This window comes from Flavobacterium hungaricum (genome assembly GCF_015182285.1).
In the GTDB taxonomy this organism is placed as follows: Bacteria; Bacteroidota; Bacteroidia; order Flavobacteriales; family Flavobacteriaceae; genus Flavobacterium; species Flavobacterium hungaricum.
This window is the reverse complement of sequence record NZ_PRDM01000005.1, coordinates 375,577-402,552: the sequence shown is the minus strand read 5'-3', so window position 1 is coordinate 402,552 and position 26,976 is coordinate 375,577. Positions and strand designations below refer to the sequence as shown.

Annotated in this window: 20 protein-coding genes; 12 read left to right on the top strand and 8 right to left on the bottom strand. The window is 35.8% G+C overall.

The features are described from left to right. The first annotated feature begins 31 nt into the window (after positions 1 to 31). Together C4F50_RS21105 and C4F50_RS21100 are read left to right on the top strand one after the other, a co-directional pair. Positions 32 to 976 carry an OmpA family protein gene (locus C4F50_RS21105; protein ID WP_194140624.1) on the top strand — a complete coding sequence of 315 codons (945 nt, stop codon included), beginning with the start codon at positions 32 to 34 and terminating at the stop codon, positions 974 to 976. A 232-nt stretch (positions 977 to 1,208) separates the two neighbouring features. Continuing rightward, positions 1,209 to 2,246 carry an aldo/keto reductase gene (locus tag C4F50_RS21100; protein ID WP_194140623.1) on the top strand — a complete coding sequence of 346 codons (1,038 nt, stop codon included), beginning with the start codon at positions 1,209 to 1,211 and terminating at the stop codon, positions 2,244 to 2,246. Positions 2,247 to 2,332: 86 nt separating this feature from the next. Here the strand turns inward: C4F50_RS21100 and C4F50_RS21095 are convergent, their stop codons facing one another. The 3 genes from C4F50_RS21095 to C4F50_RS21085 all read right to left on the bottom strand — a co-directional run bounded on the left by C4F50_RS21095 (position 2,333) and on the right by C4F50_RS21085 (position 5,870). Further along, positions 2,333 to 3,961 carry a DUF4139 domain-containing protein gene (locus tag C4F50_RS21095; protein WP_194140622.1) on the bottom strand — a complete coding sequence of 543 codons (1,629 nt, stop codon included), beginning with the start codon at positions 3,959 to 3,961 and terminating at the stop codon, positions 2,333 to 2,335. Positions 3,962 to 4,064: 103 nt separating this feature from the next. Next, a complete protein-coding gene (locus tag C4F50_RS21090; RefSeq protein WP_194140621.1) occupies positions 4,065 to 4,688 on the bottom strand; it encodes a murein L,D-transpeptidase catalytic domain-containing protein in 624 nt (207 codons plus the stop codon). Positions 4,689 to 4,709: 21 nt separating this feature from the next. Then, positions 4,710 to 5,870 (bottom strand): vWA domain-containing protein, encoded by a 1,161-nt coding sequence (locus tag C4F50_RS21085; RefSeq protein WP_194140620.1) that lies wholly within the window; start codon positions 5,868 to 5,870, stop codon positions 4,710 to 4,712. A gap of 529 nt (positions 5,871 to 6,399) precedes the next feature. Here C4F50_RS21085 and C4F50_RS21080 point away from each other — a divergent pair. Both C4F50_RS21080 and C4F50_RS21075 read left to right on the top strand, forming a co-directional pair. Next, on the top strand, positions 6,400 to 8,217 hold the full coding sequence (locus C4F50_RS21080) for a histidine kinase (RefSeq protein WP_194140619.1): 1,818 nt from the start codon (positions 6,400 to 6,402) through the stop codon (positions 8,215 to 8,217). Beyond that, complete coding sequence (locus C4F50_RS21075) at positions 8,214 to 8,963, top strand: LytR/AlgR family response regulator transcription factor (RefSeq protein WP_194140618.1); 750 nt, start codon at positions 8,214 to 8,216, stop codon at positions 8,961 to 8,963. The genes C4F50_RS21080 and C4F50_RS21075 overlap by 4 nt, the downstream gene beginning before the upstream one ends. A gap of 172 nt (positions 8,964 to 9,135) precedes the next feature. Here the strand turns inward: C4F50_RS21075 and C4F50_RS21070 are convergent, their stop codons facing one another. From C4F50_RS21070 to panC, 5 genes are all read right to left on the bottom strand, one after another. Further along, positions 9,136 to 11,100 carry a transglycosylase domain-containing protein gene (locus C4F50_RS21070; protein WP_194140617.1) on the bottom strand — a complete coding sequence of 655 codons (1,965 nt, stop codon included), beginning with the start codon at positions 11,098 to 11,100 and terminating at the stop codon, positions 9,136 to 9,138. Positions 11,101 to 11,209: 109 nt separating this feature from the next. Then, positions 11,210 to 12,571: a DNA repair protein RadA gene (gene radA, locus C4F50_RS21065; RefSeq protein ID WP_194140616.1), complete on the bottom strand. Its 1,362-nt coding sequence runs from the start codon at positions 12,569 to 12,571 to the stop codon at positions 11,210 to 11,212. Further along, positions 12,571 to 13,725, bottom strand: coding sequence for an alpha/beta hydrolase (locus tag C4F50_RS21060; RefSeq protein WP_194140615.1), 1,155 nt, complete (start codon positions 13,723 to 13,725; stop codon positions 12,571 to 12,573). Before C4F50_RS21060 ends, radA begins: the two co-directional genes overlap by 1 nt. Before the next feature lie 380 nt (positions 13,726 to 14,105). Next, the gene (panD, locus tag C4F50_RS21055) at positions 14,106 to 14,456 is read right to left on the bottom strand and encodes an aspartate 1-decarboxylase (RefSeq protein WP_026727479.1); all 351 of its coding nucleotides are present in this window, start codon (positions 14,454 to 14,456) and stop codon (positions 14,106 to 14,108) included. 14 nt (positions 14,457 to 14,470) lie between these two features. Continuing rightward, positions 14,471 to 15,349, bottom strand: coding sequence for a pantoate--beta-alanine ligase (gene panC, locus C4F50_RS21050; protein WP_194140614.1), 879 nt, complete (start codon positions 15,347 to 15,349; stop codon positions 14,471 to 14,473). 78 nt (positions 15,350 to 15,427) lie between these two features. On the opposite strand from panC, the gene C4F50_RS21045 reads away from it, so the two are divergent. From C4F50_RS21045 to C4F50_RS21010, 8 genes are all read left to right on the top strand, one after another. Further along, a complete protein-coding gene (locus C4F50_RS21045) occupies positions 15,428 to 16,234 on the top strand; it encodes a glycogen/starch synthase (protein ID WP_194140613.1) in 807 nt (268 codons plus the stop codon). Between the two features lie 19 nt (positions 16,235 to 16,253). Beyond that, positions 16,254 to 17,864 carry a BamH family beta-barrel-assembly machinery protein gene (gene bamH, locus C4F50_RS21040; protein ID WP_194140612.1) on the top strand — a complete coding sequence of 537 codons (1,611 nt, stop codon included), beginning with the start codon at positions 16,254 to 16,256 and terminating at the stop codon, positions 17,862 to 17,864. Positions 17,865 to 17,871: 7 nt separating this feature from the next. Next, complete coding sequence (gene glmS / locus C4F50_RS21035) at positions 17,872 to 19,722, top strand: glutamine--fructose-6-phosphate transaminase (isomerizing) (RefSeq protein WP_194140611.1); 1,851 nt, start codon at positions 17,872 to 17,874, stop codon at positions 19,720 to 19,722. A 65-nt stretch (positions 19,723 to 19,787) separates the two neighbouring features. Further along, positions 19,788 to 19,973 (top strand): hypothetical protein, encoded by a 186-nt coding sequence (locus C4F50_RS21030; RefSeq protein ID WP_194140610.1) that lies wholly within the window; start codon positions 19,788 to 19,790, stop codon positions 19,971 to 19,973. A 319-nt stretch (positions 19,974 to 20,292) separates the two neighbouring features. Then, positions 20,293 to 23,082, top strand: a complete 2,790-nt coding sequence (locus C4F50_RS21025; RefSeq protein WP_194140609.1) for a TonB-dependent receptor — start codon at positions 20,293 to 20,295, stop codon at positions 23,080 to 23,082. 48 nt (positions 23,083 to 23,130) lie between these two features. After that, positions 23,131 to 24,705 carry an SGNH/GDSL hydrolase family protein gene (locus C4F50_RS25730; RefSeq protein WP_228012103.1) on the top strand — a complete coding sequence of 525 codons (1,575 nt, stop codon included), beginning with the start codon at positions 23,131 to 23,133 and terminating at the stop codon, positions 24,703 to 24,705. A 236-nt stretch (positions 24,706 to 24,941) separates the two neighbouring features. Then, on the top strand, positions 24,942 to 26,453 hold the full coding sequence (atpD, locus tag C4F50_RS21015; protein WP_194140608.1) for a F0F1 ATP synthase subunit beta: 1,512 nt from the start codon (positions 24,942 to 24,944) through the stop codon (positions 26,451 to 26,453). Positions 26,454 to 26,535: 82 nt separating this feature from the next. Beyond that, on the top strand, positions 26,536 to 26,817 hold the full coding sequence (locus C4F50_RS21010) for a F0F1 ATP synthase subunit delta/epsilon (RefSeq protein WP_194140607.1): 282 nt from the start codon (positions 26,536 to 26,538) through the stop codon (positions 26,815 to 26,817). Positions 26,818 to 26,976 lie beyond the last annotated feature (159 nt).

The window sequence follows — 26,976 nt, the reverse complement described above, 5'->3', positions numbered from 1 at the left end:
ACGCCCCAAATATAAAACCAATTAAAGAAAGATGATTAAAAAAGCCTCCATCGGATTGCTGGTATTAGCCCTCTCCACAACGTCTTGTGTTTCTAAGAAAATTTACAATGATCTAGAAACCAAATATTCGGATCTAAAAAAAGAAAATCGTTCTGTTGTAGACGAAAATGATAATTTAAAGAAAGACAAAAATCAGTTAGAACTGGATCGCGATAAATTGACTAAAGATCTGGCAAGCACCAAAGATGATTTAGCCAAACAAAAAGCAGATTTAGCCGCAGAGCAAAAAAAATACAAAGTATTACAAGACTCTTATAACGCATTAGAAAAAAACAGCAACGATGCATTAGAAAGCAACATGGCCAAAAACCGTGAACTTCTAGCACAATTAGAAGCAAAATCTAAAAAGCTGGCAGACGAACAAGCACGCTTAGACAAAACTGCAAGCCGTCTAAAAGAGCTTGAAGACATGATCGCGGCTAAAGAAGAGTCGATGCGTAAACTAAAAGAAACTTTATCAAAAGCCTTAAACGGTTTTGAAGGTAAAGGTTTGACAGTGGAACAAAAAAACGGAAAAGTATATGTTTCTATGGAAAACAAACTGCTTTTTAACTCAGGAAGCTGGGCCGTTGGAACAGAAGGTAGAAAAGCGGTTGTAGAACTTGGAAAAGTATTGGGAGACAATCCTGATCTTTCGGTGTTAATCGAAGGACATACAGATGACGATCCGTATGCTGGTTCTGGACCAATTGCAAACAACTGGGATTTGTCGACTAAAAGAGCAACAGCAATTGTGGCAATTTTGAGTGAAAACACTAAAATCAACAAACAGAAATTAACCGCTGCCGGAAGAAGCGAGTTTTCTCCATTAGCGAGTAACGCAACTCCAGAAGGAAAAGCAAAAAATAGAAGAATCGAAATCATCTTGACACCAAGATTAGATGAGATTGCGGAGATGCTTAATAGTATTAACTAAAGTTCTGAGGGACTGAAGTTCTAAGTTGCAAAGGCTCAAAGTTTTTACTTTGAGCCTTTTTTATTTCCTGCAAGGTTTTAGAAATCTTGCAGGAGCATTATAAAAAACGTAGTTACGCAGCACCTTAGCACCTCACAAAAAAATCTTTTAGTTTTTTTAACCTTTAACAAATTTCAATTTGAAAAATCCCTTTGTACCTTTGCCTCTTTGCAACTTTGAACCTTAGAATAGAATGAAATACACAACATTACCCAACACCGATATAAAAGTCTCAAAAATATGTCTAGGAACGATGACTTTCGGGCAGCAAAACACAGAAGCCGAAGGACACCAGCAAATGGATTATGCGCTTGAAAGAGGCGTGAACTTTTTTGATACTGCCGAAATGTATTCGGTTCCGGCCAGTGAAGCCACTTACGGAAGCACCGAAAAAATTATCGGGACTTGGTTTAAGAAATCAGGAAATCGCGATAAAGTAATTTTAGCATCTAAAATTGCGGGGCCGAACCCAAATTTTGGATACATGCGTGAGAAATTAGACTTTTCGCCTGCGAGTATCAAATTTGCTGTTGAGCAAAGTCTGAAAAGACTGCAGACCGATTATATCGATTTGTACCAAATGCATTGGCCAGAGCGTAAAACAAATAATTTTGGGCAGCGCGCTTTTCACGGACATGATGATGTTTGGCAGGATAATTTTAGAGAAATCCTGGAAACTTTTGACGGATTAATCAAAGAAGGAAAAATCAAACACATTGGCGTTTCTAATGAAAATTCATGGGGAATGATGCGTCTTTTAGAAGAAAGCAAATATCAGAATCTGCCGCGAATCAAAACCGTTCAAAATCCGTATTCTTTATTGAATCGTTTGTTCGAAGTAAATGCCGCCGAAGTTTCAAAATATGAAAATGTTGGTTTGCTGGGATATTCGCCTTTAGCATTTGGAGTTTTGACAGGAAAATTTTTAACTGGAGAAAGTCACCCGAAAGCGAGAATTAACCTTTTTCCGCAATACAAACGTTACAACAGCGACCAATGTACCGAAGCGACCAAATTGTATCAGGAAATCGCTAAAAAACACGGTTTAACGCTGACCCAGTTAGCAATGGGATTTGTTTTAGCACAGCCGTTCTTGACAAGTGCCATTATCGGAGCTACGACTTTAGAACAATTAAAAGAAAACATTGACACGATTGATGTAGTGCTTTCTAAACAAATATTGGCAGAAATCGACGCCGTTCAGGCAATAATTCCAGATCCGGCGCCTTAATTTAAAAACAACAAAAAACACAAATTCCACAGATTAACACGGATCGTTCGTGAAAATTTGTGGAATTTGCATTTAATGCTATTTGCTTATAAATTTAAAACCTGGTCTTTCGGATATTTCACCCTGTAACTAATCCTGAATTTCTTGGTTTCATTTGCTTTTAGCAGCAGCTGCCAAGTCAGAATTCCGGTTTCAGAATTTACTTTGGCGCCGTCGCTTTGTAACAGCTCCACTTCAATTTCTTTATTGGTCGTCAACGGATATTGATCTTTTAATAAAAGTTCTACATTTTCTTTTTTGTTATTGCGAACCGTAATATCGTAGGTAAAAGTTTGTTCTTTTCTGGCAGACAAAAACTTAGTTCCCGATTTATCAGCGACTTTTTCTCTTTTTATAGAAACTTTTTTATCACGTCCCATACTTAAGTTTAAAGTATCGCTCGTCTGGTTGGGCTCAATAAACGTTTTGCCGACATACATGCCTTCAAAAATAATATTGGCTTCGCCTCGCAGTAAGTTGTATTTGCTGTAGTCTGCAATTTCGGCAAGAAGAAACGCTTCGTTTTCTACCCTTGGAGCAGCATAATATTTATAAGTTGCAGGCAGTTTTATTTCTTTTAAAGAAACGCTGTGTATCTTTCCGTTAGACAAAATATCATACGGAATATCTATGTCAAAAGAAATATTAAGCTGATTTTCGGCAACAGTAGTGTAGTCAGAAATTGATGATTCTGCCATTATAGGAGCCGCTGACATATCTCCAGTTGCTTTTGCTTTATGAATGCTTGCCTGCAGCTGATTTCTTGTACTGTTTCCGTAACCTGTAGCAGCAACTTGATTAGTAGAGGCTTGATTTGCCAAAAACCAAGAACTCAATATCGGTGCCTGATTGTTTTGGTTGGGATAACCGCTGGATAAACTCAATTTTATTTTTTTCCAGTCAATTCCTGTATTTTGAACCACCTGTGCTTTGTACATCATGTTAATGGGAGCGTTGACACTTTCGGTGCGCAAATCGTAAAATGGAGCCCACGAAGCACTATGTGTTAAGTATGAAATTTCAAGCGGAACCGGTCCTGTAACTGTATTCATAACCTGAACAATCAATTTTCCAGAAGACATTTTTTCTTCTTTGCTCGTATCTACTTCCAATTTATTGTTTAATTTTTGAAGCGTCTCCTGCAGCTTTTTCTGTTTATCTGTCAGTGTATTAATATTGTTGGCGATTTCTACTTGTTTGCTTTTGTAGTACTCTACCATTTTCATTAATTCGGCAACATTTAATCCTGTATTGGCTCCAGAGATCTGTTGATTTTTGTCTAACAGCTGTATGGTTTTTGTTTCAGAATTAATGGCATTGTTTACTTTCTGAATTTCCTTTTGAACGATTACGATACTGTCACTCACTCTTTTGATCAAAGGTGATTTAAAATCGGGCTCAAATTCTGAAATGTAATTATTGGTAAACTGCACCGAAAGTACCGTTACATTTGCCGGCGCACCAATTTGCACAGAGCTTTCGTTTAAGTTGGAAGCCACATTTTTGATCACGATTTCGCTTGTTCCGGCAGGAAGAGTTGTACTTGCGGTCTGCGAAATTTCGGCTGCATTAAAATATACTGTTGCCGCTTTTACTTTTGCGGTAGTAAAAATTGGTTTTTGCGCATTCGCGAAAGCGCTGATTAATAGCACAATGAATAGAATTGATTTATTCATAAGGTTGAATTTAAATTACAAGGGAAATATACAGATAATTGAGGTTGATTTAAAATCCGGGTGGAATAAAAGAAACTTTGCTTCTTATTGCCTTTGTGGCAAATCAATAATACATAACCAAAATAATTTTCTTTTTAGAAGTATCGATTGTTTTTTCTAATACGCTAAAAAACTTTTCATTCACCATCGGACATCCCAAACTGTTGCAAATAGGATAAGGCTGTTCCTCATCAGGAATATCTTCATACTTATGGAGCACAATATTTCGATCAAAGGCATTGCTGTTGGTTTGGTCTAAGCCATGCAGTTTGTAAGCCTTTCCGAATGTTCCAACATAAGAACCTCCAATAGAATACCTGCCCAGCGAACTGCAGTTGGAGTTTTTGACATTACTAAATTTTAATTCGCCCCGGATCCCTGTTTCTGAACCCGAACCATGTCCGACCAGACCTTTGTGCACTATTTTATTGTTTTTTAAGTCGTAAACAAAAAACCGATTTTTTCCAGAATCCAGCCTCATGTCTAAAAATAAAGCAACATCTGAATTGTAATGAGTAGATTTCCCCAAAAAGCTCCTCATTTTTGTTACTTCAGTTTTTAGTTTCTCTTCATAGGAATAAATCGGTTTCGAATTTTTGATCGTTATCGTTTTTTCTTTTTTGTTTTCACAGCTTAAACAAATAAACGGCATCACTGAAAACAGGATAAAATAGATTGTATTTTTCATTGAATTAGGGACTAACATTTCTTATTTCTCTACTGTATAACCTTTTACTTTTGCAAAAGCCACAATAGAACTGTTTATCGTGTTGCCTAAATCGTCTTGTTTTTTGGTTTTTTTAGCTTCGGCATCAATATATTCCTGGCGTTTTTTTGCCAAAACACTAATCTCTTTTTGAATCGCTTCGCGCTCTTTTGTTTTCTCGGTTACAATTGTTTTAATTTCTGCTTCCGATTTGTCCTTCAGTTCATCAGGCAGTTCTTCTTTTTTAATTTTAGAAATCACATTCGGATCTTGTTTTGTTTTATCAACCAAATCCCAGCTTTCATTTTTGTAGACTGCTTTAGATTTACTTACGGCGCGATTGGTATAATTGGCATTAGAAACTTTTTTTGCGTTTTGGTCCTGCATAACCTGATTCATTTTTTTAGCCGCTCCTTTTTCACCGTAATTAATATATGTTTTGTTTATTTTTTCATCGTATTTACTGATTTCATCGTCATAAGGCGTTGCGATATACTGTACAGATTGGTTAGAATCGATGTTGAAATATTTTCCTTTTCCGCGGTCAGCGCCGTCTTTCCAAAGAATGTTTATGCCTTCAATTTTATTGCCGCAAAAAATAGTATTCACATAAATATCATTTTTTAAAGCATCACTGATCGCTTCCTTATAACTGATCTTTCCTTGATTGAATCCTTCATTTCCGGCAATGTAAATCAATTTCATGCTGTTGTTTTCCGAAGCCCATTTCAATTCTTTAGTTGCATCCTGAATTACGGCACCGCAATATTCGTTGCCGCCGTTTATTCTAAGGGCAAATAATTGTTCTGAAATCAAATCGAGATCTGTCGATAGAGGCGTTATTTGTCTAATGTAATTGGACTTTTCAGACAAACCGCTGTTTCCATATTCATACAAAGCGATTTCTATTTCGGGAGTTCTTCCTTCGTATTTTAAGGTTGTCATTGTATTTACAATTTCCCATAATCTCGATTTCGCCTGATCGATTAATCCGTCCATACTGCTCGATGTATCTAGTAAAAGTGCTACTTGGATTTTGGTTGCAGTGCCAGAATCAAGATTTTTTATTTCTAAATTTTTTTGAGATTGTGCGTTAGAAGAATTGAAGCCCATCAATAGTAGCGTAACCGCTAAAAATGCTGTGGTAAAAAGATTTGATTTCATAATTGTTAGTTTTTAATTGGATGATTACAGATCAAACTTAGAAACTAAAAAAGCTCCGTTTTTGGACAAATGGTGAAACGGTCTTTTGACTTGGTGAAATAAATTAGCAAAGATTAGAACACCGATAACACAGATTTACTTTCGCAAAACCCAGATAAAATCGGATCTATCTTTAGTGTTTTAAAAAAATCCGCGTAAATCCGTGTCTTTGCGAAAGCAAATCTGTGTTCTCCGTGTTGAAATAGTACGTTCAATGATTGTAGATTAATACGTTTACTTCTTTTATTGTTTTACCCGTTTGGGGTGTGCTGAAAATCGCGGTATAAGCATCTGCTTTTACATTGGCAAATAATGCTGCTGAAAAGAAAGAGAATAGTTTTTCATGGTCGTTGTTTTAAGTTATGAAGCAAATGTATTGACTGAAAAAACGTATTTTTGGGAGAATGGGTCAACCGAGTGTTTGACTTGGTGAAAGATGTAGGTTAGAAATTGGAAATTAAGTTACTTTACACTTCTAAATATACTATTTGTGAAACGTCATCTATTAATTGGTTTTAGTCTGTTTTTTTTAACGTTATTGTTTCCGCAGCAAACAACAGCGCAGGCACTTCCTGAAAAGAAAGTGGAAACTAAAAACAAGATTAGCAAAGCGGCTGTTGAATTATCGAAATCATTGGATGAAAACGATGAATCGAAAATTGCGGCAAATTATGAAAAGCTGGCAAACGAATTCCTGAATAAAGGCGACAATGCCAAAGCAGAAGAATATTATAAAAGGGCTTTAAATACTTATACCAAATTAAAACTCAACGAAGATAAAACCCGTGTGACGAGAAGTCTTGCCAAAGCACAGGAAAATCAGAAAAACTTTGATTCAGCAATCAAAAATTATGAAGCAGCAGGTTCATTGTCCAAAGATGAAGCCGAAGAAAAAATCAATCTTAATGATGCCAATCGATTAAAAAATCAGGCAGATCCGGCGAGTCAGACCAATTATGTAGATTCTAATATCGAATTGCTCAAAAGAGAAAAGAAAAGCAAAGAAGTTAAAGAAGCCTACGTGCAAAAAGCCGAAAATTCTTTGGAGTTAAAAGATAAAAAAGTGGCGATTGAAAGTTATAAAAAAGCGCTGGACTACGCCAAAGACAAACCAGAAGAAGTCATTAAAATCAAAAACGAAATTGCCAAAGTTTACGTGGCAGACAATCAATTTGACAAAGCGCTTGCGATTAATGAAAAACTGCTGGCCGAGGCGAAAACCACTAATAATTATACAGCCGAAATAAAACAGCTGCAATCTCTGGCGGCTCTTTATTTTGAAAAGAAAGAACCTCAGAAAGCCATTTCGTCTTTAAAGAATGCCTACAATTTATCCTTTCAAAAAGGAAATTCGGCAGAAGCCAAAAAAAGTCTGTCTTCTCTGATTCAATATTACAAAACAAAAGGCGAAGACAAAGAAAGTATGGCGCTTTACCAACAGTTTTTTGATAATTTTGAAAAACTCATCAAGTCGGATACCACACTTATTGATGCTAAAACGTTTCAGATTACCGAAGATAAAATTCGACAGCTGGAAAAAGAAAAAGACTTGAAAGATGAATTGATTTCGAAGAAAAACTCTTTTAACTATTTTCTTTTAGGATCGGTTGGCTTATTACTGCTTTTGTTTCTTTTTATTGTAAAAGCGTTGTATTCCATCAAAATCAAGAATAAAGAAATTGCGCTGCAGTCACTCCGCCGTGAAATGAATCCGCATTTTATTTTTAACAGTCTCAACAGCGTGAATCAGTTTATTGCAGAGAACAAAGAACTGGAAGCCAATAAATACCTGACGTCGTATTCGAATTTAATGCGCAACATGATGGAAAACTCGAATAAAGATTTTATTTCATTAGATAAAGAAGTTGAGCAATTAAAGAAATATCTGGATCTGGAACACCTGCGTTTTCAGGATAAATTTGATTTTGAAATTGTAGTCGATGATTCGCTGGATGCCGAAAGGGTTTTTGTACCGAATATGATTATCCAGCCCAATCTGGAAAATGCGATCTGGCACGGGCTGCGTTATCTGGAAACAAAAGGGTTTCTGTCTTTGAGATTTGAATATACAAACAGAAAAATTAATGTTTTTATTGAAGACAATGGAATTGGTTTAACCAAAAGCCGTGAACTGAAAACAACGAACCAGAAAATATACGAATCGCGCGGGTTAAACAATACAAAAGAACGAATAGAGCTTTTGAATGAATTGTATAAAAAAGATATTTCGTTTACGATTTCAGAAAAAGAACTTCCAGAATCTGGAACCGTGGTTCAAATTGTTTTTCCATTAATTTATAAGATATGATGACGATACAAAAGATAAAAAGTGTAATTGTCGAAGATGAATTGGCGGCACGCGAAGTACTTAAGAATTACTTGAGCAAATATTGTCCGCAGGTTGAGGTTGTAGGCGAGGCGCAGAACATCAAAGAAGCCGTTCCGTTATTACACGAAATTAAACCGCAATTGGTTTTTCTGGATGTAGAAATGCCTTTTGGGAATGCTTTTGATGTTTTAGAAGCTTGCAAAGATTTGCAGTTCGAAACCATTTTTGTAACTGCTTTTTCAGAATACTCGCTAAAAGCCTTAAACCAAAGCGCGGCTTATTATCTCTTGAAACCAATCAGTATCGAAGAATTGATTGTTGCGGTAAACAAAGTCCAGCATCAGATTTTAAATCATGAAATTTTTAATAGAAACAAGATTATTGTAGAAAATTTTCACGAACAAAAACCAGAAAAGCAACAAGTTATTCTGCCCACTCTGGAAGGTTTTGAAGTTGTAAAAATGGAAGATATTATCAGACTTCGCGGTAACGGCAATTTTACCGATTTGTACCTGAATAATGGAAACAAAAAAATGGTCTGCCGATTTTTAAAACATTTTTCTGAGATTTTGCCATTGCCGTTTATACGCGTTCATAAATCGCATATTATCAATATCAATGTTGTCAAATCGTATAATAAAGGCGGTATCGTAACCTTAAACGACGGAACAGAAATAGAAGTTTCGCCGACTTATAAGGAAGATTTTTTAAAGAATTTTAAATAGTTGTTTTTTGCCACGAAGACGCTAAGGCACAAAGTTTTTTAATCACAGTGACCGTACTGCTTGTCATCCTTCGTTCCTCAGGATGACAAAAATGAGAATAACCTTTGCGACTCTGCGACTTTGCGAGATTAAAAAACTTTGTGTCTTAGCGTCTTCGCGGCAGCCCTAACTTTTACAAATCAAATTCATCAGTTGTATTGAGCGAATCTAATTTGATTGCCGTAGAATCCGGCACTTTAATTTTTATAAACGAACGCGCATTTCCAGAAATATAAACGGGTAACTGCCCAATGGTATCTTCGGGAATTAACAAACCTCTCCTAAACATCAGATTCTTCAAAAATGTCTGATTCTTCAAAGCGTAATCTTTCAAATTACCTTCGTCATTAAATTGATACATGAATTTTCTTGGTTTCGGAATAATCGTGGCCAAGTATAAACATTCATCGACATTTAAAGCTGATGGACTTTTCTGAAAGTAAAAATGACTTGCTTCGCCAATACCGTAAACATTTGGGCCCCATTCGATAATATTGAAATATACTTCGAGCATTCTTTCTTTGCTTACAATTCGATTGTTTTCTAAAATGTAAACCAAAAGGATTTCTTCAAGCTTTCGCGAAAGCGTTTTTTCACGAGTCAGGAACACATTCTTAATCAGCTGCATACTGATCGTGCTGGCACCGCGCGAGAATTTTTTGGTTCGAATGTTTTTTAGGATCGATTGTTTAAACGCTTCATTGATAAAACCGCGATGCGAAAAGAAAGACGGATCTTCTGTCGTTAAAACACATTTTCTTAAATAAGGCGAAATCTGGTCCAAAGGAGTGTAATTCGGATTGGCGTTTCCAACCAAAACAGGTCGCTGTAACACATTCTGAATAATCGCGCGATAGACAAACTCGCCGTTTAATTTGTTCAAATCGGCTTCGCCATATTTGGTAATGCGTAAATCTTCTTTGTTGAGTTTACTGTCGAAAACAAGCGTATTTGGTTTGTTTTTATTGAATTTGAAATCCAATTTATAATCGAAATTCCCCGTTGCCTGCATTCCTTGAAAATGGGTGAATAAACCATCAGGAAGCGAAACAATAAAATCCTGCGCTTTCATTTTCGGGATGTCCACTTTCAGCGTATAAACTGTGTCTTTTTCGGTATCATAAGAAACATAAGGACGTACTTTAATTTTGTTCAGCTGCATGGTCGAACTGCTGTCGATAGAAATAAAATTGTCTCCGAGTAAAAAACGGTAATCAAAACGGGCATTTTTGATCACAACATCTTTGCTGGCAATTTTTGGATGATTGATGGTAAGATTGGCGATCGAAGTATAACCGTCAATGTGTAATTCGCTGCCGCTTTTATCAATGTTCTGAACATTTAATCGGATAGAATCAAAACTTGCTTTTAAGTTATAACGTTCGTCCAAATAAGGCACTCGGATTGCACCTGTGTCTAGATTGAAGAAACGAATATCGGCTTTTTTATTTCTAGGATCTGCAAAACCTTTTATGTTCCAGCGCTGGTCAAAATCTTTGGCCTGAACATGAAGATTGGTTTCTAACTGTTTGTTGTTTAAAACCAGTTTATTTACAGCAATTGAAGTGTGTTTTCCGTTATCATCGATTTTGAATTGAAAGTTTTTCAAATCCATATCGGTCGGAACGAGATTTAATAGCTTTGAAATGATATTATAAGCAAACGAAGCATATTTGCGTTTTTCGTTAGAGTCGGTTTCGTTTTTGTCTCTTTTTAAGAAAGCATCAAAATTTCGTTTTTTACCTTTCTTTACTAATTGAATATATCCGTTATCAATTTTTAAAGTCCCAACCTGAACATCACCGATTAATAAGCTGCTTAAACTTACGCTGGTTTCTACACTTTTGATTTTGCAAAGAGTATCAGCGTTTATGGGCGCCAAAACGATATTGGTTAATTTTATAGTAGACAAACCATCAAAAGAAGCCTCTTTTACAGAAAAATTACTGTTGTACTGTACCGCCATTTTATGAGTGACTTTGGCAATAGCTTGTTTTAAAAGCGAATCACGAAAATAGTAGAGTCCAATGAAAAGCAGTATTATTAATACTCCTAGTATTTTTAATGCGGTGTATATTTTTTGTTTTGGAAAATTCATAGGGGGTGAATTTACAATATTTTTATGATGTATGTAGGGATTTTTTTAGCCGCGAATTCACGAATTATTATAATTAATAAAATAAATAATTCGTGGCAAATAAAAAAAATTAACCAAAAAGAATACTTGCAACATCTTCAATTTTTGCAACCAATTCAATTTTGATTCCGGTATTTTTTAAAGCAATTTTATTGTATTTGGAAACAAAGATCGTATCAAAACCTAATTTCTCGGCTTCTTGTATGCGCTGATCTACTCGGTTTACCGGACGAATTTCGCCAGAAAGCCCCACTTCTCCCGCAAAACAAAAACCTTTTCCCACCGGAATGTCTTCGTTTGAAGACAAAATCGCAGCAACAACCGCCAAGTCAATTGCAGGATCGTCGACAGAAATACCGCCCGTCACATTCAGGAAAACGTCTTTTGCTCCTAAACGAAATCCGGCTCTTTTTTCTAAAACAGCCAAAATCATGTTCAGTCTTTTGGCGTTGTAACCTGTTGTGCTTCGCTGCGGTGTTCCATAAACTGCCGTACTTACCAAAGATTGTATTTCGATCATCAACGGACGCATGCCTTCAAGCGTTGAAGCGATTGCAGTTCCCGATAATTCTTCGTCTTTGTGTGAGATTAAAATCTCAGACGGATTATTGACTTCTCGCAGACCGCTTCCGAGCATTTCGTAAATTCCGAGTTCGGCAGTAGAACCAAAACGGTTTTTTAGCGAACGCAAAATTCTGTAAACGTGGTTTCGGTCGCCTTCAAACTGAAGAACGGTGTCTACCATATGTTCCAGGATTTTTGGTCCGGCAATATTTCCGTCTTTGGTGATATGTCCGATAAGAATTACGGGAGTATTGCTTTCTTTAGCAAATTTGATCAATTCTGCTGTAGTTTCGCGAATCTGTGAAATACTTCCAGCTGTAGATTCAATATAATCGGTATGTAAAGTCTGGATAGAATCTATAATAACCACTTCGGGTTTCATAGTTTCAATCTGCTTGAAGATATTCTGCGTTTTAGTCTCCGTCAAAATATAGCAGTTGTCACTATTGGGCGTGATTCTTTCGGCACGCATTTTAATCTGCTTCTGACTTTCTTCTCCAGAAACGTATAAGGTTTTATAGGGTAATTTTAATGAAATCTGCAGCAAAAGTGTACTTTTTCCGATCCCGGGTTCTCCGCCCAAAAGCGTCAAAGATCCAGGAACAAGTCCGCCTCCTAAAACACGATTCAATTCGCTGTCAGTCGTATCCATGCGAACTTCCTGAGCCGAATCAATTTCGGTGATTTTTAAAGGTCTTGGTGCTTTGCTGGTAGAAGTTGGCTCACTTTTCCAAGCCACTTTTTCCTGTTTCTGGATAATTTCCTCGGCAATCGTATTCCATTCTTTGCAGGCATTGCATTGACCTTGCCATTTCGAATACTGCGTTCCGCAGTTCTGACAAAAAAAGGAAGTTTTAACTTTTGACATTATTTACTTTTTTTAGCAAGCGTATTCATTTCGTCGATTTTCTCATACATCAAATCTTTATTCAAATCACCAATCGGCTCCATCTGCGAAGCATTTTGATATTTTTTAGACGCATGTTTCGGGTCGCCCATTTTTTCATACATTAATCCTAACTCATATTCACCCAACATGGCTTTAGGATAATTTACATTTCCTATTTCCGCCATTTTTCCTAATTCATCGTAGGCATTCTTTTTTAAAATCAGATTTTCAATAACTTTAAAATCGCTCATTCTTACAGGAATCTGAACTCCCATAATTTCAGACATTGTCGCGTATTTTTTTTCTAAATAATCTGCATAACCAGTTTCAAGTACCGCAATTTTTTCGTTGTATTCAGCAGAATTTATTGGTCTGTATGCTTCAAAAATCTGGTACAAAGCACTTGGGATAGAGTGTAAGACCTCAGTATAATGGGTTGCACCCTTAATAACTTCATATTTATAATTCACTAACGGATTATTAGCGATTTTAATATTTCCGTTTAACTTTTCTATTGGTTCTTTTATTTTTTTAATATCACCTTCGCCGGCAGAAAGATAATAGAACACTGGTTTTTTAATTTTGGCAAACTTTTCTGCAATACGCACCTCCATTTTTGGAGCCAGTTCAGGGCTCAAACAGATGTAGGCATTAAAAAGCGGATCTTCTTTGTACAAATAAAAATTAGCAAAACTTGCTGTTAGATCATGGCCCGCAATAAGTCTAAAAGGCGAAGTGCGGTATTTTTTTTCGATATAAGGAACTAATTCACCACCTAAAAATTCAAAAAATTCGGCTCCTTTTTCAAACGGAAGTCCGGTATTTTGATCAATTGTGGTATCGTCAAAACGTTCTCCATCTTTATTTTGATGAATTCCGATAATGATCATTTCGGGCATATCATCCCAATACGAACCGTAACTTACGGCTCCAGAAAAAGGATCAAATAAATAATCTCCATCTAATAAATAAAGAACAGGATATTTTTTGTCTTTGTTTGCTTCGTAAGAAGGCGGTAATCCGATTGTGATTCTTCTTTCTGTTCCGAGTTTTTCAGATTTAATGTTGTCAAACGTTTTCTGTGAAAAGGCAGAAATTGAAATTAAAATAAATAATAGGTAAACTTTCTTCATGATTTGGGGCATTTCAGTGAATTAAAAAGTATTGGAAATAGTGTGGCAATATACTATTTTATTTGTTTCTATCTATGAAGAAAAAGAGGCTATCCATACAAAGGTTGTGGGGAAATATTTTTTTTGGCGTATTATTTAACCGCAAAGAACGCAAAGGTTTATTTGTAAGATTATTATATAAAAAGGATAAAGTTCGCAAAGCTTTACCTGTAATGCTTTGCGAGCTTTAATATTTATTAGATAGATGCTGTGTGCAAAAATCTTTGCGTTCTTTGTAGTTAAAAAAAGTTCGAGAGTAAATCTTTTCCGATTTACAGCAATAAGAAATGCTTTGTTCAAATATATTGGACAAAGCATGTATTTTTAAAAAATGAAAAGTATTACGTCAGCGAATTATCATTTTCGTTAGGGAAAATAATCCACGGTTTGAAGGTTTTGGCTTCTTCAAATTCTAAAGTTGCATAAGAAATGATAATGATGATATCATCTTTCTGAACTTTTCTTGCCGCAGGACCATTCAGGGTAATTTCTCCCGAATTTTTTTCTCCTTTAATGGCGTAAGTTTCAAAACGTTCCCCATTATTAATGTTTACAATAGATACTTTTTCACCTTCAATAATGTTTGAAGCTTCTAGTAGCGTTTCATCAATAGTAATGCTGCCAATATAATTTAAATCGGCACCCGTTACTTTAACGCGATGAATTTTAGATTTTATAACTTGAATTTGCATGCTGCAAAGTTAGATTAATTTAATGAAATGGTGTCAATCAGTCTTATAGAATTAACAAATACCGCTATAAATGCACGGTATTTTTTGTCTTTATCTTTCTGATCGATAGGCAAAAGTGTAGATTCGTCAGCAATAACAAAATACTCGAGCTCAAAATCTTTGTTGTTTTTGAAAGAATTTTCTACAAAATCAATGGTTTCTTTTGGAGTTTGTTTCTGGAAAATTTCTTTTGCTTCTGTTAAAACCTTGTAAATTATTGCGGCTTCTTTGCGTTCTTCGACAGTAAGGCGTTCGTTACGAGAACTCATTGCCAGCTGATTTTCTTCTCTAAAAATAGGACAGCCCACAATGTTAACCGGCAGATTTGTTTTTTCGACTAATTTTTTAACAATCTGGAGCTGTTGAAAATCTTTTTCGCCAAAGTATGCATTGGTAGGAGTAACGATTTCAAAAAGTCTTTTTACAATAGTTCCGACTCCGTTAAAATGACCCGGCCTGAATTTTCCTTCCATCTGATTTTCCAATCCGTCAAAATCAAAATCCTGCGAAACAGTGTTTCCTTCATAAATATCTTCGACAGAAGGAGCGTATAAAATAATTTTATCGCTTAATGTACGCATTTTCTTAACATCTTCTTCGAGAGTCCTCGGATATTTGGCCAAGTCTTCTGGATTGTTAAATTGAGTTGGATTGACAAAAATGCTCACTACCGTGTCGTCGTTTTCTTTAAGAGAACGCTGCATTAAAGCCAAATGTCCTTGGTGTAAAGCGCCCATAGTTGGTACAAATCCAATAGTTGAATTTGTGGTTTTGATAGTTTTTAAATAAGCTATCAAAGCGGCTTTACTGTAGAAAATATGCATTGAGGTATTATTAAAATTTAGTGCAAACATAATATATTAGTTATAAACTGCATAAAATTTTGTAATTTTGCGACGTTTTTATTACCAAAAATTAAGTAAATTACTATTATGAAAGATAAGAGGATATTATACGTATCATCTGAAGTCGTGCCGTATCTGGCTGAAAATGAGGTTTCTTTAATGTCTTATGACGTTCCGAAAATGATAAACGATCAGGGCGGTCAGATAAGAATTTTCATGCCAAGATATGGGAATATTAATGAAAGAAGACATCAATTGCATGAAGTAATCAGACTTTCAGGGATGAATTTGGTAGTGAATGATTTAGATATGCCATTGATTATTAAAGTAGCTTCTATCCCAAAAGAAAGAATTCAGGTTTACTTTATTGATAACGATGAATACTTTAAACGAAAAGCAACTTTTGCTGACGAAGAAGGTGTCTTGTATCCTGATAATGATGAACGAGCTATTTTCTTTGCAAAAGGGGTAGTTGAAACAGTGAAAAAATTAAATTGGGTTCCTGATATTATTCACGTTCACGGCTGGCTTGCTGCAATGCTGCCAATCTACATGAAGCATTTTTACAAACATGAAGCAATGTTCTCTGAAACAAAAATTGTGACTTCGGTTTACGGACAGTCTTTTGATGAGAATTTGGATTTGGAAATGATCAACAAAGTAAAATTTGACGGTGTGCCTCACGAATCTGTTTCGGATTTAGAAACTCCAAATTACGAGAATATCTTAAAAGCTAGTATATTACATTCAGATGGTGTTATTATCGCCTCAGAGAATGTTTCCCCAAGTTTAACAAAATTTATAGAATCTTCAGGAAAACCTTTTTTACCTTTCGCACCGAAAAATGCATTCGCAGAAGCGTATACAAATTTCTACAAAACGTTTGGTCTTTAAATTTAACTATATTTTAAAAATGTATAATACTTCTTTGATTAAGAAAATTCTATTAGCTGCAGTTGTTGTTTTTTTATATTCATGCGATAAAGATTTTAATGCTATTGGTGATGATTTGATTAGTGATGATCATTTTGGTCTGGAACCTGAAAAATATGATGTCTTGGCTTTTAATCAAGAAGTAACACCAATTCAATCCAATAATTTGGCAACAAATGCTTTGGGAATTTATAATGACCCTGTTTTTGGTGAAACTACTGCTAATTTTGCTACTCAGGTGACGCTTGAAACTTATGCACCTACTATTGGCGAGGACCCGAAAGTTGAAAGTGTTGTTCTAAGCATACCTTATTTCAGCCATATTACACAGACCAATACAGACGGAAGCCATGTGTATGCTTTGGATTCTATTTTTGGAGATAAAAAAGAAGGGAAAATTAAGTTAAGCGTTTACCAAAACGGAATGCAGATGCGTAATTCTTATTTTGATAATGGTACGCAGCTGGCTCAATTATATTATACAGATCAGAATGCAAGTTTTGAAAGTTTAAAAGCAAGTGCTTTGTTAAATGATGATGCGGATAAAACGCAGAATGATGAATTCTTTTTTAGTGCTGTTGAACGAAATGATAGTATTGCAGGAACAGATGGGAAAAAAACATTACAGAGAACGAAGCCTGAAATGCGTTTGAATCTGAACCAAGACGAGTTTTTAAATAAAATTCTTAAGGCACCAGCCGCAAAGCTATCTAGCGCTAATGTTTTTCAAGAGTATTATAGAGGATTGTATTTTAAAGTTGAAAAATCTGCAGCAAGCGCTACTACAAGTATGGGACTGATGAATTTTGCAGAAGGAAAGATCACCATTACTTATAACGTGAAAACGGATATTACTACAGATGATGAAAGTAAAAGAGAAACCCGTACGGTAGTTTTAAAGTTAGGAAGCTCGTTAAGTACAGCTAATTTTCTGCAAAACCAGAGAAATGCAACTTATGAAAACGCAATTACTAATGTAAATACGACCGAAGGAGACGAAAGACTTTATTTGAAAGGCGGACAAGGCTCTATGGCAATTCTTCGATTAAATGATTTTGCATCGAAGCTGGAAAGCATAAGAGATAACAGCTGGATGGTAAATGAGGCCAATTTGGTATTTTATATCGATGCTGAAAAAATGGCTCCGACTACAGAAGCAATGCGTGTGTACTTATATAACTTAAGTACCAATCTGCCTTTACCTGATTATTATAATGACGGTACTTCGGCAGTAAATTCAGATCCTAAATATGCTAAACAGATTTTTAGCGGGATCATTAACCTTGACGATAATAAGCGAGGGAAAAGTTATAAAATAAGAATTACAGATCATATACGCAGTCTTATTAAAGACAAGACGTATAAAAATGTAGATTTAGGATTAGTGGTTACCGAAGATATTGCTACAGTGACTTCAAGTGCTTTGAAAAATAAAATTCAAATCAAAGCAGATCCGATTGAATATTTTATAGCAGCGCCTAGAGCATCAGTTATGAATCCTTTAGGAACAATATTGTACGGAGGAAAATCTTCTGTTTCAGAAGATAAAAGATTAATGCTTCAGGTTTACTACACGAAACCAAATAAATAAATAATATATGTGTGGAATTGTTGGATATATCGGTCATCGAGAAGCCTATCCTATTGTAATAAAAGGATTAAAGCGACTTGAGTACAGAGGGTATGATAGTGCCGGAGTGATGTTGTATGACGCAAACGAAGGTGTTAAACTTTGTAAAACAAAAGGTAAGGTTTCAGATCTTGAAGCTAAAGCAAAAGAGAATCTTACTGTAAATGGTACTATCGGAATCGGGCATACACGCTGGGCTACTCACGGGGTGCCAAATGATGTAAACTCACATCCTCATCTTTCTAATTCTGGTGATTTAGTGATTATTCACAACGGAATTATTGAGAATTATGCGCCATTAAAAGAAGAGTTAATAAAAAGAGGTTATACTTTTAAATCGGATACAGATACTGAAGTTCTTGTAAATCTTATTGAAGAAGTTCAGAAAAAAGAAAACATCAAGTTGGGTAAAGCAGTCCAGATCGCTTTAAACCAAGTGGTGGGTGCTTATGCTATTGCTGTATTTGATAAAAAAAATCCGAACGAAATTGTTGCTGCTAGACTAGGAAGCCCGTTGGCAATTGGTGTGGGCGAAGGAGAATATTTTATTGCTTCTGATGCTTCACCATTTATCGAATATACTTCTAATGCAGTATATCTTGAAGACGGCGAAATGGCAAATATCAGATTGCACAAGCCTCTAAAAGTTAGAAAAATCAAAGACGACTCTTTGGTAGATCCTTACATTCAAGAGCTTCAAATGAATTTGGAGCAGATTGAAAAAGGTGGGTACGATCATTTCATGTTAAAAGAAATCTACGAACAGCCAAGTGTGATCAAAGATACCTACCGTGGAAGACTTCATGCAAATGAAGGAATCGTTCAAATGGCAGGTGTTGAAGATAATTTGGAAAAATTCTTAAACGCTAAACGCATCCTTATTGTTGCCTGTGGTACTTCTTGGCATGCTGGTTTAGTAGCAGAATATATCTTTGAGGAATTTACCAGAATTCCGGTAGAGGTAGAATATGCTTCTGAGTTCCGTTATAGAAACCCAATTATCAATAAAGACGATGTTGTAATTGCAATTTCTCAATCTGGAGAAACGGCAGATACAATGGCAGCTATTAAACTGGCTAAAGAAAACGGTGCTTTTGTATTTGGTGTTTGTAACGTAGTAGGTTCTTCTATTTCTAGAGAAAGTCATGCAGGTGCTTACACGCACGCAGGACCAGAAATTGGAGTAGCTTCAACAAAAGCATTTACAACTCAGATTACTGTTTTAACCATGATTGCTTTGCGATTAGGAAAAGCAAAAGGAACTTTGTCAAATCCAGATTTTCATGCTTATTTGCAGGAATTAGAATTGATTCCGACAAAAGTATCAGAAGCTTTAGAAACTAACGATAGAGCAAAAGAAATTGCTGCGGCTTTTAAAGATGCGCCAAACTGTCTTTACTTAGGCCGCGGGTATAATTTCCCAGTAGCTTTAGAAGGAGCTTTAAAACTAAAAGAGATCTCTTATATTCATGCTGAAGGATATCCTGCAGCAGAAATGAAACACGGTCCGATTGCTTTGATTGATGAGTTGATGCCTGTTATTGTAATTGCACCTAAACAAGGTCACTATGATAAAATTGTAAGTAACATTCAAGAGATCAAATCTCGAAGCGGTAAAATTATCGCTGTTGTAACCAAAGGAGATACGCAGGTTCGTGAGCTGGCAGACTATGTAATCGAAATTCCAGAGACTTCAGATGCATTGTCGCCGCTTATTACTACAATTCCGTTGCAATTACTTTCTTACTACATTGCTGTTATGAGAGGTTGTAATGTGGATCAGCCGCGTAACCTGGCAAAATCAGTTACCGTAGAATAAGGTTTAGATAAACATATTTAAAAAGCGAGATTTAGGTCTCGCTTTTTTTTATGGGCAAAAGTTAAATGTTACAAGGGCGTCTAGAGAATATTCCAAGTGAAAACGAAGTTTTGCAAAACGGAATCAATTTAGGTGAAATGAATGCCAAACTGCTTCAAAAAATTGAAGAATTGACTTTGTATTTGATTGATCAGAGCAAACAAATAATGGAATTAAAAACCAAATTAGAAAAAGTTGAATTAAAAAATTAGAAATTCAGGAAAATCCAACAATGTTAAAAAAGCGAGATTTAGGTCTCGCTTTTTTTTATTGTCAAAAAAAAAATTACGGATATGTATTTTTATGAAATATTCATTATTTTGAATAAAATTTATATGTATGCATAGTAAGTTGGTTTTTCTGTCGGTTTTATTTGATTTTATTCTAATAAATTGAATTAGCAAATAGTTAAAATATTGTACAAATTGGTATTAAATATTAATTTTATTTAACTTTTTTTTATACATATTAAAATATTTACGTATTTTGGCTATATAAACTAACGAATAACTAATCCAATAAAACTAACCCATGAGAGTCTACTTACTAATTATGTTGTTTTTCAGCGGAATTTGTTTTGCGCAGAATACAATTACCGGTTCGGTTACAGACAGTAACAAACAATCTATTCCAGGTGCCAATATTGTTGTCGTCGGAGATAATACCGGAGCGTCTACCGATTTTGACGGAACATTTAAATTAAGTACAACTGCCAAACTTCCGTTCTCGGTAAAAGTAACGGCAATTGGATTTGAAAGTAAAATAGTTAACGTTACTTCGGCCAGCCAAAAACTAATTGTTGTTTTAAAAGACGAAGAAACAAAACTAGATGAAATTGTAGTTTCTGCTTCTAGAACTCCTGAAAGGGTAATTGAGTCTCCAGTTACTATTGAAAGAATGGGGATTCAGGAAATTAAAAATACCACAGCGGCAACTTTTTACGACGGTTTAGAAAATTTAAAAGAGGTAAATTTCAATACGAGCAGTATTTCTTTTAAGTCTGTTAATACCCGTGGTTTTGCAACAGTTGCTAATACTCGTTTTATGCAGTTGGTTGATGGTATGGATAATTCTTCTCCTGCCTTAAACTTTGTTTTGGGAAATCTTATTGGAGTTTCGGATATTGATGTTGCCAGTGTGGAGCTTTTACCAGGAGCTTCTTCTGCTCTTTATGGAGCGAATGCTTTCAACGGAATTATGTTTATGACTAGTAAAAGTCCGTTTACTAATGAAGGAATCAGTGTTTATTACAAATATGGACAGACTACTCAAAATGCTGCAGGAACAAATGATTATAATGATTTTGGAATTAGAGCGGCAAAAGCTTTCACGAAACATTTTGCTTTAAAAGCTAACTTTACTTATATGGAAGCGAGCGAATGGATTGCAAATGATACAAGAAGTATGACAGGCGGTTCTGTTGGTCACGACATGAACCAGAATTATGACGGATTGAATATTTATGGTGACGAGGTTACTACTTTTATTCCGAATGTGGGGCAGGTGAGTAGAACGGGTTACCGTGAGCAGGACTTGACGGATAATAAAGTTCAGAGTATGAAAGCTGACTTTAGTGCGCACATCAAGCCATGGGCAAACGAAACAGAGTTTATATTGCAATATAAAATTGGAACAGGAAGTACTATTTATCAAGGAGCAAACCGTTATGCGTTAAAAGATTTCTTAATGCAGCAAGGTAAGTTTGAGGTAAAAGGGAAAAACTTCTTTGGTAGAGTGTATTTTACAAGTGAAGATGCCGGAAACTCTTATGATATGAGATTTGCAGCCTGGAATGTAAACAGAGCCGCAAAATCGGATCAAGAATGGTTTACAAATTATGCAACTGCGTATCAGTATGCAGGAGCAGTAATGGGAACAGATGCAAATCAATCTGCTTCTATTGCAAGAAACTTTGCCGATTATAATGTTTTGCCGGCTCAAATTTCATTTATTCCAAAACCAACAGGTGCTGCAAGATTCGAACCGGGAAGTGCACAATTCAATCAAGCGCTTGCAACTGCAGTTGCAAATCCAGATTTGACAAAAGGAGCTAAATTTATTGATCACTCAAAATTATATCACTCAGATGTGAATTATAATTTTAAAGATATTATCAAATTTGCTGAAATTCAAGTTGGAGGATCTTGGAGAAAATATGTAATGGATTCTGAAGGAACTATTTTTACAGATTATGACGGTCCGATTGAATATAAAGAATACGGTGCTTATGCGCAGCTTCAGAAAAAATTCTTAGACGACAGATTGAAGTTTACAGGATCTTTGCGTTACGATAAAAGTCAGAACTTTGACGGAAATATTTCTCCAAGAGTATCATTTGTATATTCAGCAGGAGCCAACAAAAATCATAATTTCAGATTGTCTTATCAAACTGGTTTCCGTAACCCAACTACACAAGATCAGTATATTGGTTTAGATTTAGGGCCGTTTGCATTAATCGGTTCAGCGCCTGAAAACTTAGATCGTTTTCAAGAAACGGTAAACGTAAGTGCAGCAGGACAAGCGGCAGGACAGCCGGCGACTATCGGAATGTCAGGTCAAAATGCGTATCGTAACGCGTATACAGTAGCTTCGGTTCAGGCTTTTGCTGCTTCTGCAAATCCAAGTGATCTTCAAATTGCAGATATAGGATTGGTGAAACCAGAGCAGGTTCAGGCTTTTGAAGCAGGATATCGTACTGTTATTCAAAATGATTTATCGGTAGATTTGAATGCTTACTATAATATCTACAATGACTTCATGAACACTGCAAGAGTAATTTCTCCTTATTACGGAACAGTGGGTACAGATCCAACGAATCCAGCGGTGCAGCAAACTTATCAAGCGCTTGCTTTTGGAGACAGAAGAGTCTATCAGGTTTATACGAATACAACAGCGCAGATTTCTTCTTTTGGTGTTGGTATAGGATTGAATAAAAAAGTTTATAAGGATTTTGAAGTGGGAGTTAATTATAATTATTCTCAATTTAACTTTGATCAGTCAGAAGATCCAGATTTCGTAGCTGGATTTAATACTCCAAAACACAGGATTAAAGGTTCCTTAGGAAATGCCAAAGTAATTAAAAACTTAGGGTTTAACGTGAATGTGAGATGGAATTCTGAATATCTATGGGAATCTTCTTTTGGAGACGGAATGATACCAGAAAATACAGTGCTTGATGCTCAGATAAATTATGCGCTTCCAAAATGGAAATCAGTTATTAAAGTTGGAGCGACAAACCTTTTTGGATCAGATTACCTTCAGGTTATTGGAGCGGGAGCAATCGGTAAAATGTGGTTTGCATCTTGGACAATTAATCCGTAATGGATTTGTAATGGAAATGAAAAGGTTATAATTTTAAAAAGTATTAAGATGAAAAAAAATATAAAATGGCTTTTATTGGTTTCTTTAACCGTTATGGCTGCTTGTAATAATGATGATAATAATGATGCACAGGCAGAAGTTCCAGTAACGCCGGGCTCTGCTGTATTTACAAAATATATTGCACTTGGTGATTCTTTTGCGGCGGGATATAGTGATAATGCATTATTTAAGAAAGGACAGGAGAATTCGTATCCAAATATTTTGTCACAGCAATTTGTTGCTGCTGGAGGAGGATCTTTTACGCAGCCATTAATGAATGATAATATTGGAGGTTTGTTGTTAGGTGGAAATGTTGTTGCCGGAACACGTCTTTATTTTGTTGGAGAAACTCAGACTCCAACAAATGTTCAAGGAAAACCAACAACAGAGATAACGGCTCGTCTTACAGGTACATTTAATAACTTAGGTGTTCCTGGGGCAAAAAGTTTTCATTTACTGGCTGCAAACTATGGTAATGTAGCTGGAGTAGCGACTGGAGCGGCGAATCCGTATTTTGCAAGATTTGCAAGTACGCCTTCAACAACAGTTTTGGCTGATGCTTTGGCGCAGGATCCGACTTTTTTCTCTTTGTTTATTGGAGGAAATGATGTTTTGGCTTATGCAACTTCTGGAGGAACCGGGAAAGATCAGACAGGAAATCCGAATCCTGCGACTTACGGATCAAATGATATTACAGATCCAGCGGTTTTTGCAAATGTATACGGGGGGTTAGTGACTTCTTTGACTGCGAAAGGTGCAAAAGGAGTTGTGGCTAATTTGCCGTATATTACGGCTTTGCCTCATTTTACAACTGTTCCGTACAATCCTCTTACTCCTAAATTGATTGGAAAAAATAATGAAGCTGTAGGTGTGGCTACAATTAAACTTCTTAACACACAGCTTTATGGTCCTTTGAAATTAGTTTTGACTAAGTTGGGTGCTGGGGATAGAATTAACCTTCTTTCAGAAACTGGCGCGAGTCCTATGTTGATAAAAGATGAGTCTCTTGAGAATTTGACTGTGGGTTTAATTACTGAATTTACGCCACTAGTGGGGGCGCAGACAGCTGCTTTTTATGGGGCTGTTTTTGGACAAGCGAGACAAGCTAAAGCTACTGATTTAGTAGTGTTGACTACAAGAGCAGATATTGGAACAGCGCCAACGGCGGCTAATTCTGGAATTGGAATGGCACCTCCAGCGCCATTAAACGCATTTGGAATCTCTTATCCTTTACAAGATAAACATGTGTTAATCCCAACGGAAATTGCGGAAATCAAAAAAGCGACAGATGCGTATAATGTAACAATCGAGGCGGCAGCTAAAGAAAAAGGCCTGGCGTTTGTGAATACAAAAGCAACTTTAACACAATTGGCAAACGGAGGAATTAGATTTGGAAATTTTACAATGAGTTCTTCTTTTGCAACAGGCGGAGCGTTCTCTTTAGATGGAGTTCACCCAAGCGCAAGAGGTTATGGGTTGATTGCTAATGTTTTTATCGATGCAATTAATGCAAAGTATGGTGCTACACTTCGTCATGTTGATTTAGGTATTTATCCAATCCAATATCCGGCAACACTTCCATAAAAAGAGATGCTTTAAAGTTATAAAAAACCGCTCATTTTTAAAATGCAGCGGTTTTTTCTTTTAATAAAAAAAATGCTGTTTTGGTTATTTTTCGGGTAAGTTTTATGAATCAAACAAAATCATGCTATTTTTTATGAAAAAAAAATTGATTTTATATTTTAAAAAATTATCTTTGCGCTCTGAAAAAAGAGGTATTTTCGATAAACCTAAATAGCTATTTAATAAACACATAAGTAATGTCAAAAGTAATAGGAAAAGTTGCTCAAATCATTGGACCAGTAGTTGACGTAGTTTTCAACGGTAAAGATGTTGAACTTCCAAAAATTTATGATTCTCTAGAAGTCAATAAAAAAGACGGAACTATTTTAGTTCTAGAAGTACAATCTCACATTGGAGAAAATACTGTTCGTACAATCTCTATGGACTCTACAGACGGTTTGTCGAGAGGATATGAAGTAGTTGGAACTGGTAATCCAATCCAAATGCCAATCGGTCCAGATGTATATGGAAGATTATTTAATGTTGTAGGAGATGCAATTGACGGTTTAGGAAACTTGCCAAAAACTGGAGAAAATGGTCTGCCAATTCACAGACAAGCTCCAAGATTCGAAGATTTATCAACTTCATCTGAAGTTTTATTTACAGGTATCAAAGTAATCGATTTGATCGAGCCTTATGCAAAAGGAGGTAAAATTGGATTGTTTGGTGGTGCTGGTGTTGGTAAAACAGTATTGATTCAGGAGTTGATCAACAATATCGCAAAAGGTCACGGTGGACTTTCAGTATTCGCAGGAGTAGGAGAAAGAACACGTGAAGGGAATGACTTACTTCGTGAGATGTTAGAGTCAGGAATTATTAAATACGGTGATGATTTCATGCACTCTATGGAAAATGGAGGATGGGATTTATCTAAAGTAGATATGCCGGGAATGAGAGATTCTAAAGCGACTTTCGTTTTCGGACAAATGAATGAGCCGCCTGGAGCTCGTGCACGTGTGGCACTTTCAGGATTATCTATCGCTGAGTATTTCCGTGATGGAGCTGGATCTGATCAAGGTAAAGATGTATTATTCTTCGTTGATAATATCTTCCGTTTTACACAAGCAGGTTCTGAGGTATCAGCACTTTTAGGACGTATGCCTTCTGCAGTAGGTTACCAGCCAACATTGGCAACAGAGATGGGAGCTATGCAAGAGCGTATTACTTCTACAAACAAAGGATCTATTACATCTGTACAGGCGGTTTACGTTCCTGCGGATGATTTAACTGACCCGGCACCGGCAACAACTTTCGCGCACTTAGATGCAACAACAGTATTGTCTCGTAAAATTGCTGAGTTAGGTATCTATCCTGCGGTTGACCCGTTAGATTCTACTTCAAGAATTTTGACTCCTCATATCTTAGGAGATGAGCACTATAACTGTGCACAAAGAGTAAAAGAAATTCTTCAAAAATACAAACAATTACAAGATATCATCGCGATCTTAGGTATGGAGGAGTTATCAGAAGATGATAAACTTGCTGTATCAAGAGCACGTCGTGTACAACGTTTCTTGTCTCAGCCATTCCACGTAGCAGAGCAATTTACAGGTATCCCAGGTGTATTGGTTGATATTAAAGATACTATCAAAGGATTCAATATGATTATTGATGGTGAGTTAGATCACCTTCCAGAAGCTGCTTTCAACTTAAAAGGTTCGATTCAAGATGCAATCGAAGCTGGAGAGAAAATGTTAGCTGAAGCATAAAAATAAAGTTAAAAGTTAGAAGTTAAAGGTTATACGTTTCGTAACTTTTAACTTTTAACAAATAACTTCTAACTTAAAAAATATGATTTTAGAAATAGTATCACCAGAAGCTAAATTATTTTCAGGAGAAGTAACATCAGTTACTTTACCAGGAGTTGATGGAAGCTTTCAGATTTTGAATCACCACGCGCCGATCGTTTCTATTTTAGAAAAAGGAACTATTAAAATCGCAGCACCAAGCTTTGATTTTTCTAAAGAGGCCGCAGATAAATTCACGAAAGTAAATGACCAAACCTATACTTTGGAGATTACTTCAGGAACTATCGAAATGAAAAACAATAAAATAATTGTATTAGTTGACTAAAACAATTACAGAATATTTTTAAAAGCCAGACAGTATTGTCTGGCTTTTTTTGTAATACCAAAATGCCTGAGATCTTTCATAAAATTAACAAGAAACCAAAATAACCACTTAAAAATGTTGTAGCATTTTACTTTGTCTTAAATATATTTGTAAGTATAT

Bases quoted from the DNA above. Each gene is read 5' to 3' on its own strand.
- C4F50_RS21105 (WP_194140624.1), top strand. From the start codon at position 32: ATGATTAAAAAAGCCTCCATCGGATTGCTGGTATTAGCCCTCTCCACA.
- C4F50_RS21100 (WP_194140623.1), top strand. From the start codon at position 1,209: ATGAAATACACAACATTACCCAACACCGATATAAAAGTCTCAAAAATA.
- C4F50_RS21095 (WP_194140622.1), bottom strand. From the start codon at position 3,961: ATGAATAAATCAATTCTATTCATTGTGCTATTAATCAGCGCTTTCGCG.
- C4F50_RS21090 (WP_194140621.1), bottom strand. From the start codon at position 4,688: ATGAAAAATACAATCTATTTTATCCTGTTTTCAGTGATGCCGTTTATT.
- C4F50_RS21085 (WP_194140620.1), bottom strand. From the start codon at position 5,870: ATGAAATCAAATCTTTTTACCACAGCATTTTTAGCGGTTACGCTACTA.
- C4F50_RS21075 (WP_194140618.1), top strand. From the start codon at position 8,214: ATGATGACGATACAAAAGATAAAAAGTGTAATTGTCGAAGATGAATTG.
- C4F50_RS21070 (WP_194140617.1), bottom strand. From the start codon at position 11,100: ATGAATTTTCCAAAACAAAAAATATACACCGCATTAAAAATACTAGGA.
- radA (WP_194140616.1), bottom strand. From the start codon at position 12,571: ATGTCAAAAGTTAAAACTTCCTTTTTTTGTCAGAACTGCGGAACGCAG.
- C4F50_RS21060 (WP_194140615.1), bottom strand. From the start codon at position 13,725: ATGAAGAAAGTTTACCTATTATTTATTTTAATTTCAATTTCTGCCTTT.
- panD (WP_026727479.1), bottom strand. From the start codon at position 14,456: ATGCAAATTCAAGTTATAAAATCTAAAATTCATCGCGTTAAAGTAACG.
- panC (WP_194140614.1), bottom strand. From the start codon at position 15,349: ATGTTTGCACTAAATTTTAATAATACCTCAATGCATATTTTCTACAGT.
- C4F50_RS21045 (WP_194140613.1), top strand. From the start codon at position 15,428: ATGAAAGATAAGAGGATATTATACGTATCATCTGAAGTCGTGCCGTAT.
- bamH (WP_194140612.1), top strand. From the start codon at position 16,254: ATGTATAATACTTCTTTGATTAAGAAAATTCTATTAGCTGCAGTTGTT.
- glmS (WP_194140611.1), top strand. From the start codon at position 17,872: ATGTGTGGAATTGTTGGATATATCGGTCATCGAGAAGCCTATCCTATT.
- C4F50_RS21030 (WP_194140610.1), top strand. From the start codon at position 19,788: ATGTTACAAGGGCGTCTAGAGAATATTCCAAGTGAAAACGAAGTTTTG.
- C4F50_RS21025 (WP_194140609.1), top strand. From the start codon at position 20,293: ATGAGAGTCTACTTACTAATTATGTTGTTTTTCAGCGGAATTTGTTTT.
- C4F50_RS25730 (WP_228012103.1), top strand. From the start codon at position 23,131: ATGAAAAAAAATATAAAATGGCTTTTATTGGTTTCTTTAACCGTTATG.
- atpD (WP_194140608.1), top strand. From the start codon at position 24,942: ATGTCAAAAGTAATAGGAAAAGTTGCTCAAATCATTGGACCAGTAGTT.
- C4F50_RS21010 (WP_194140607.1), top strand. From the start codon at position 26,536: ATGATTTTAGAAATAGTATCACCAGAAGCTAAATTATTTTCAGGAGAA.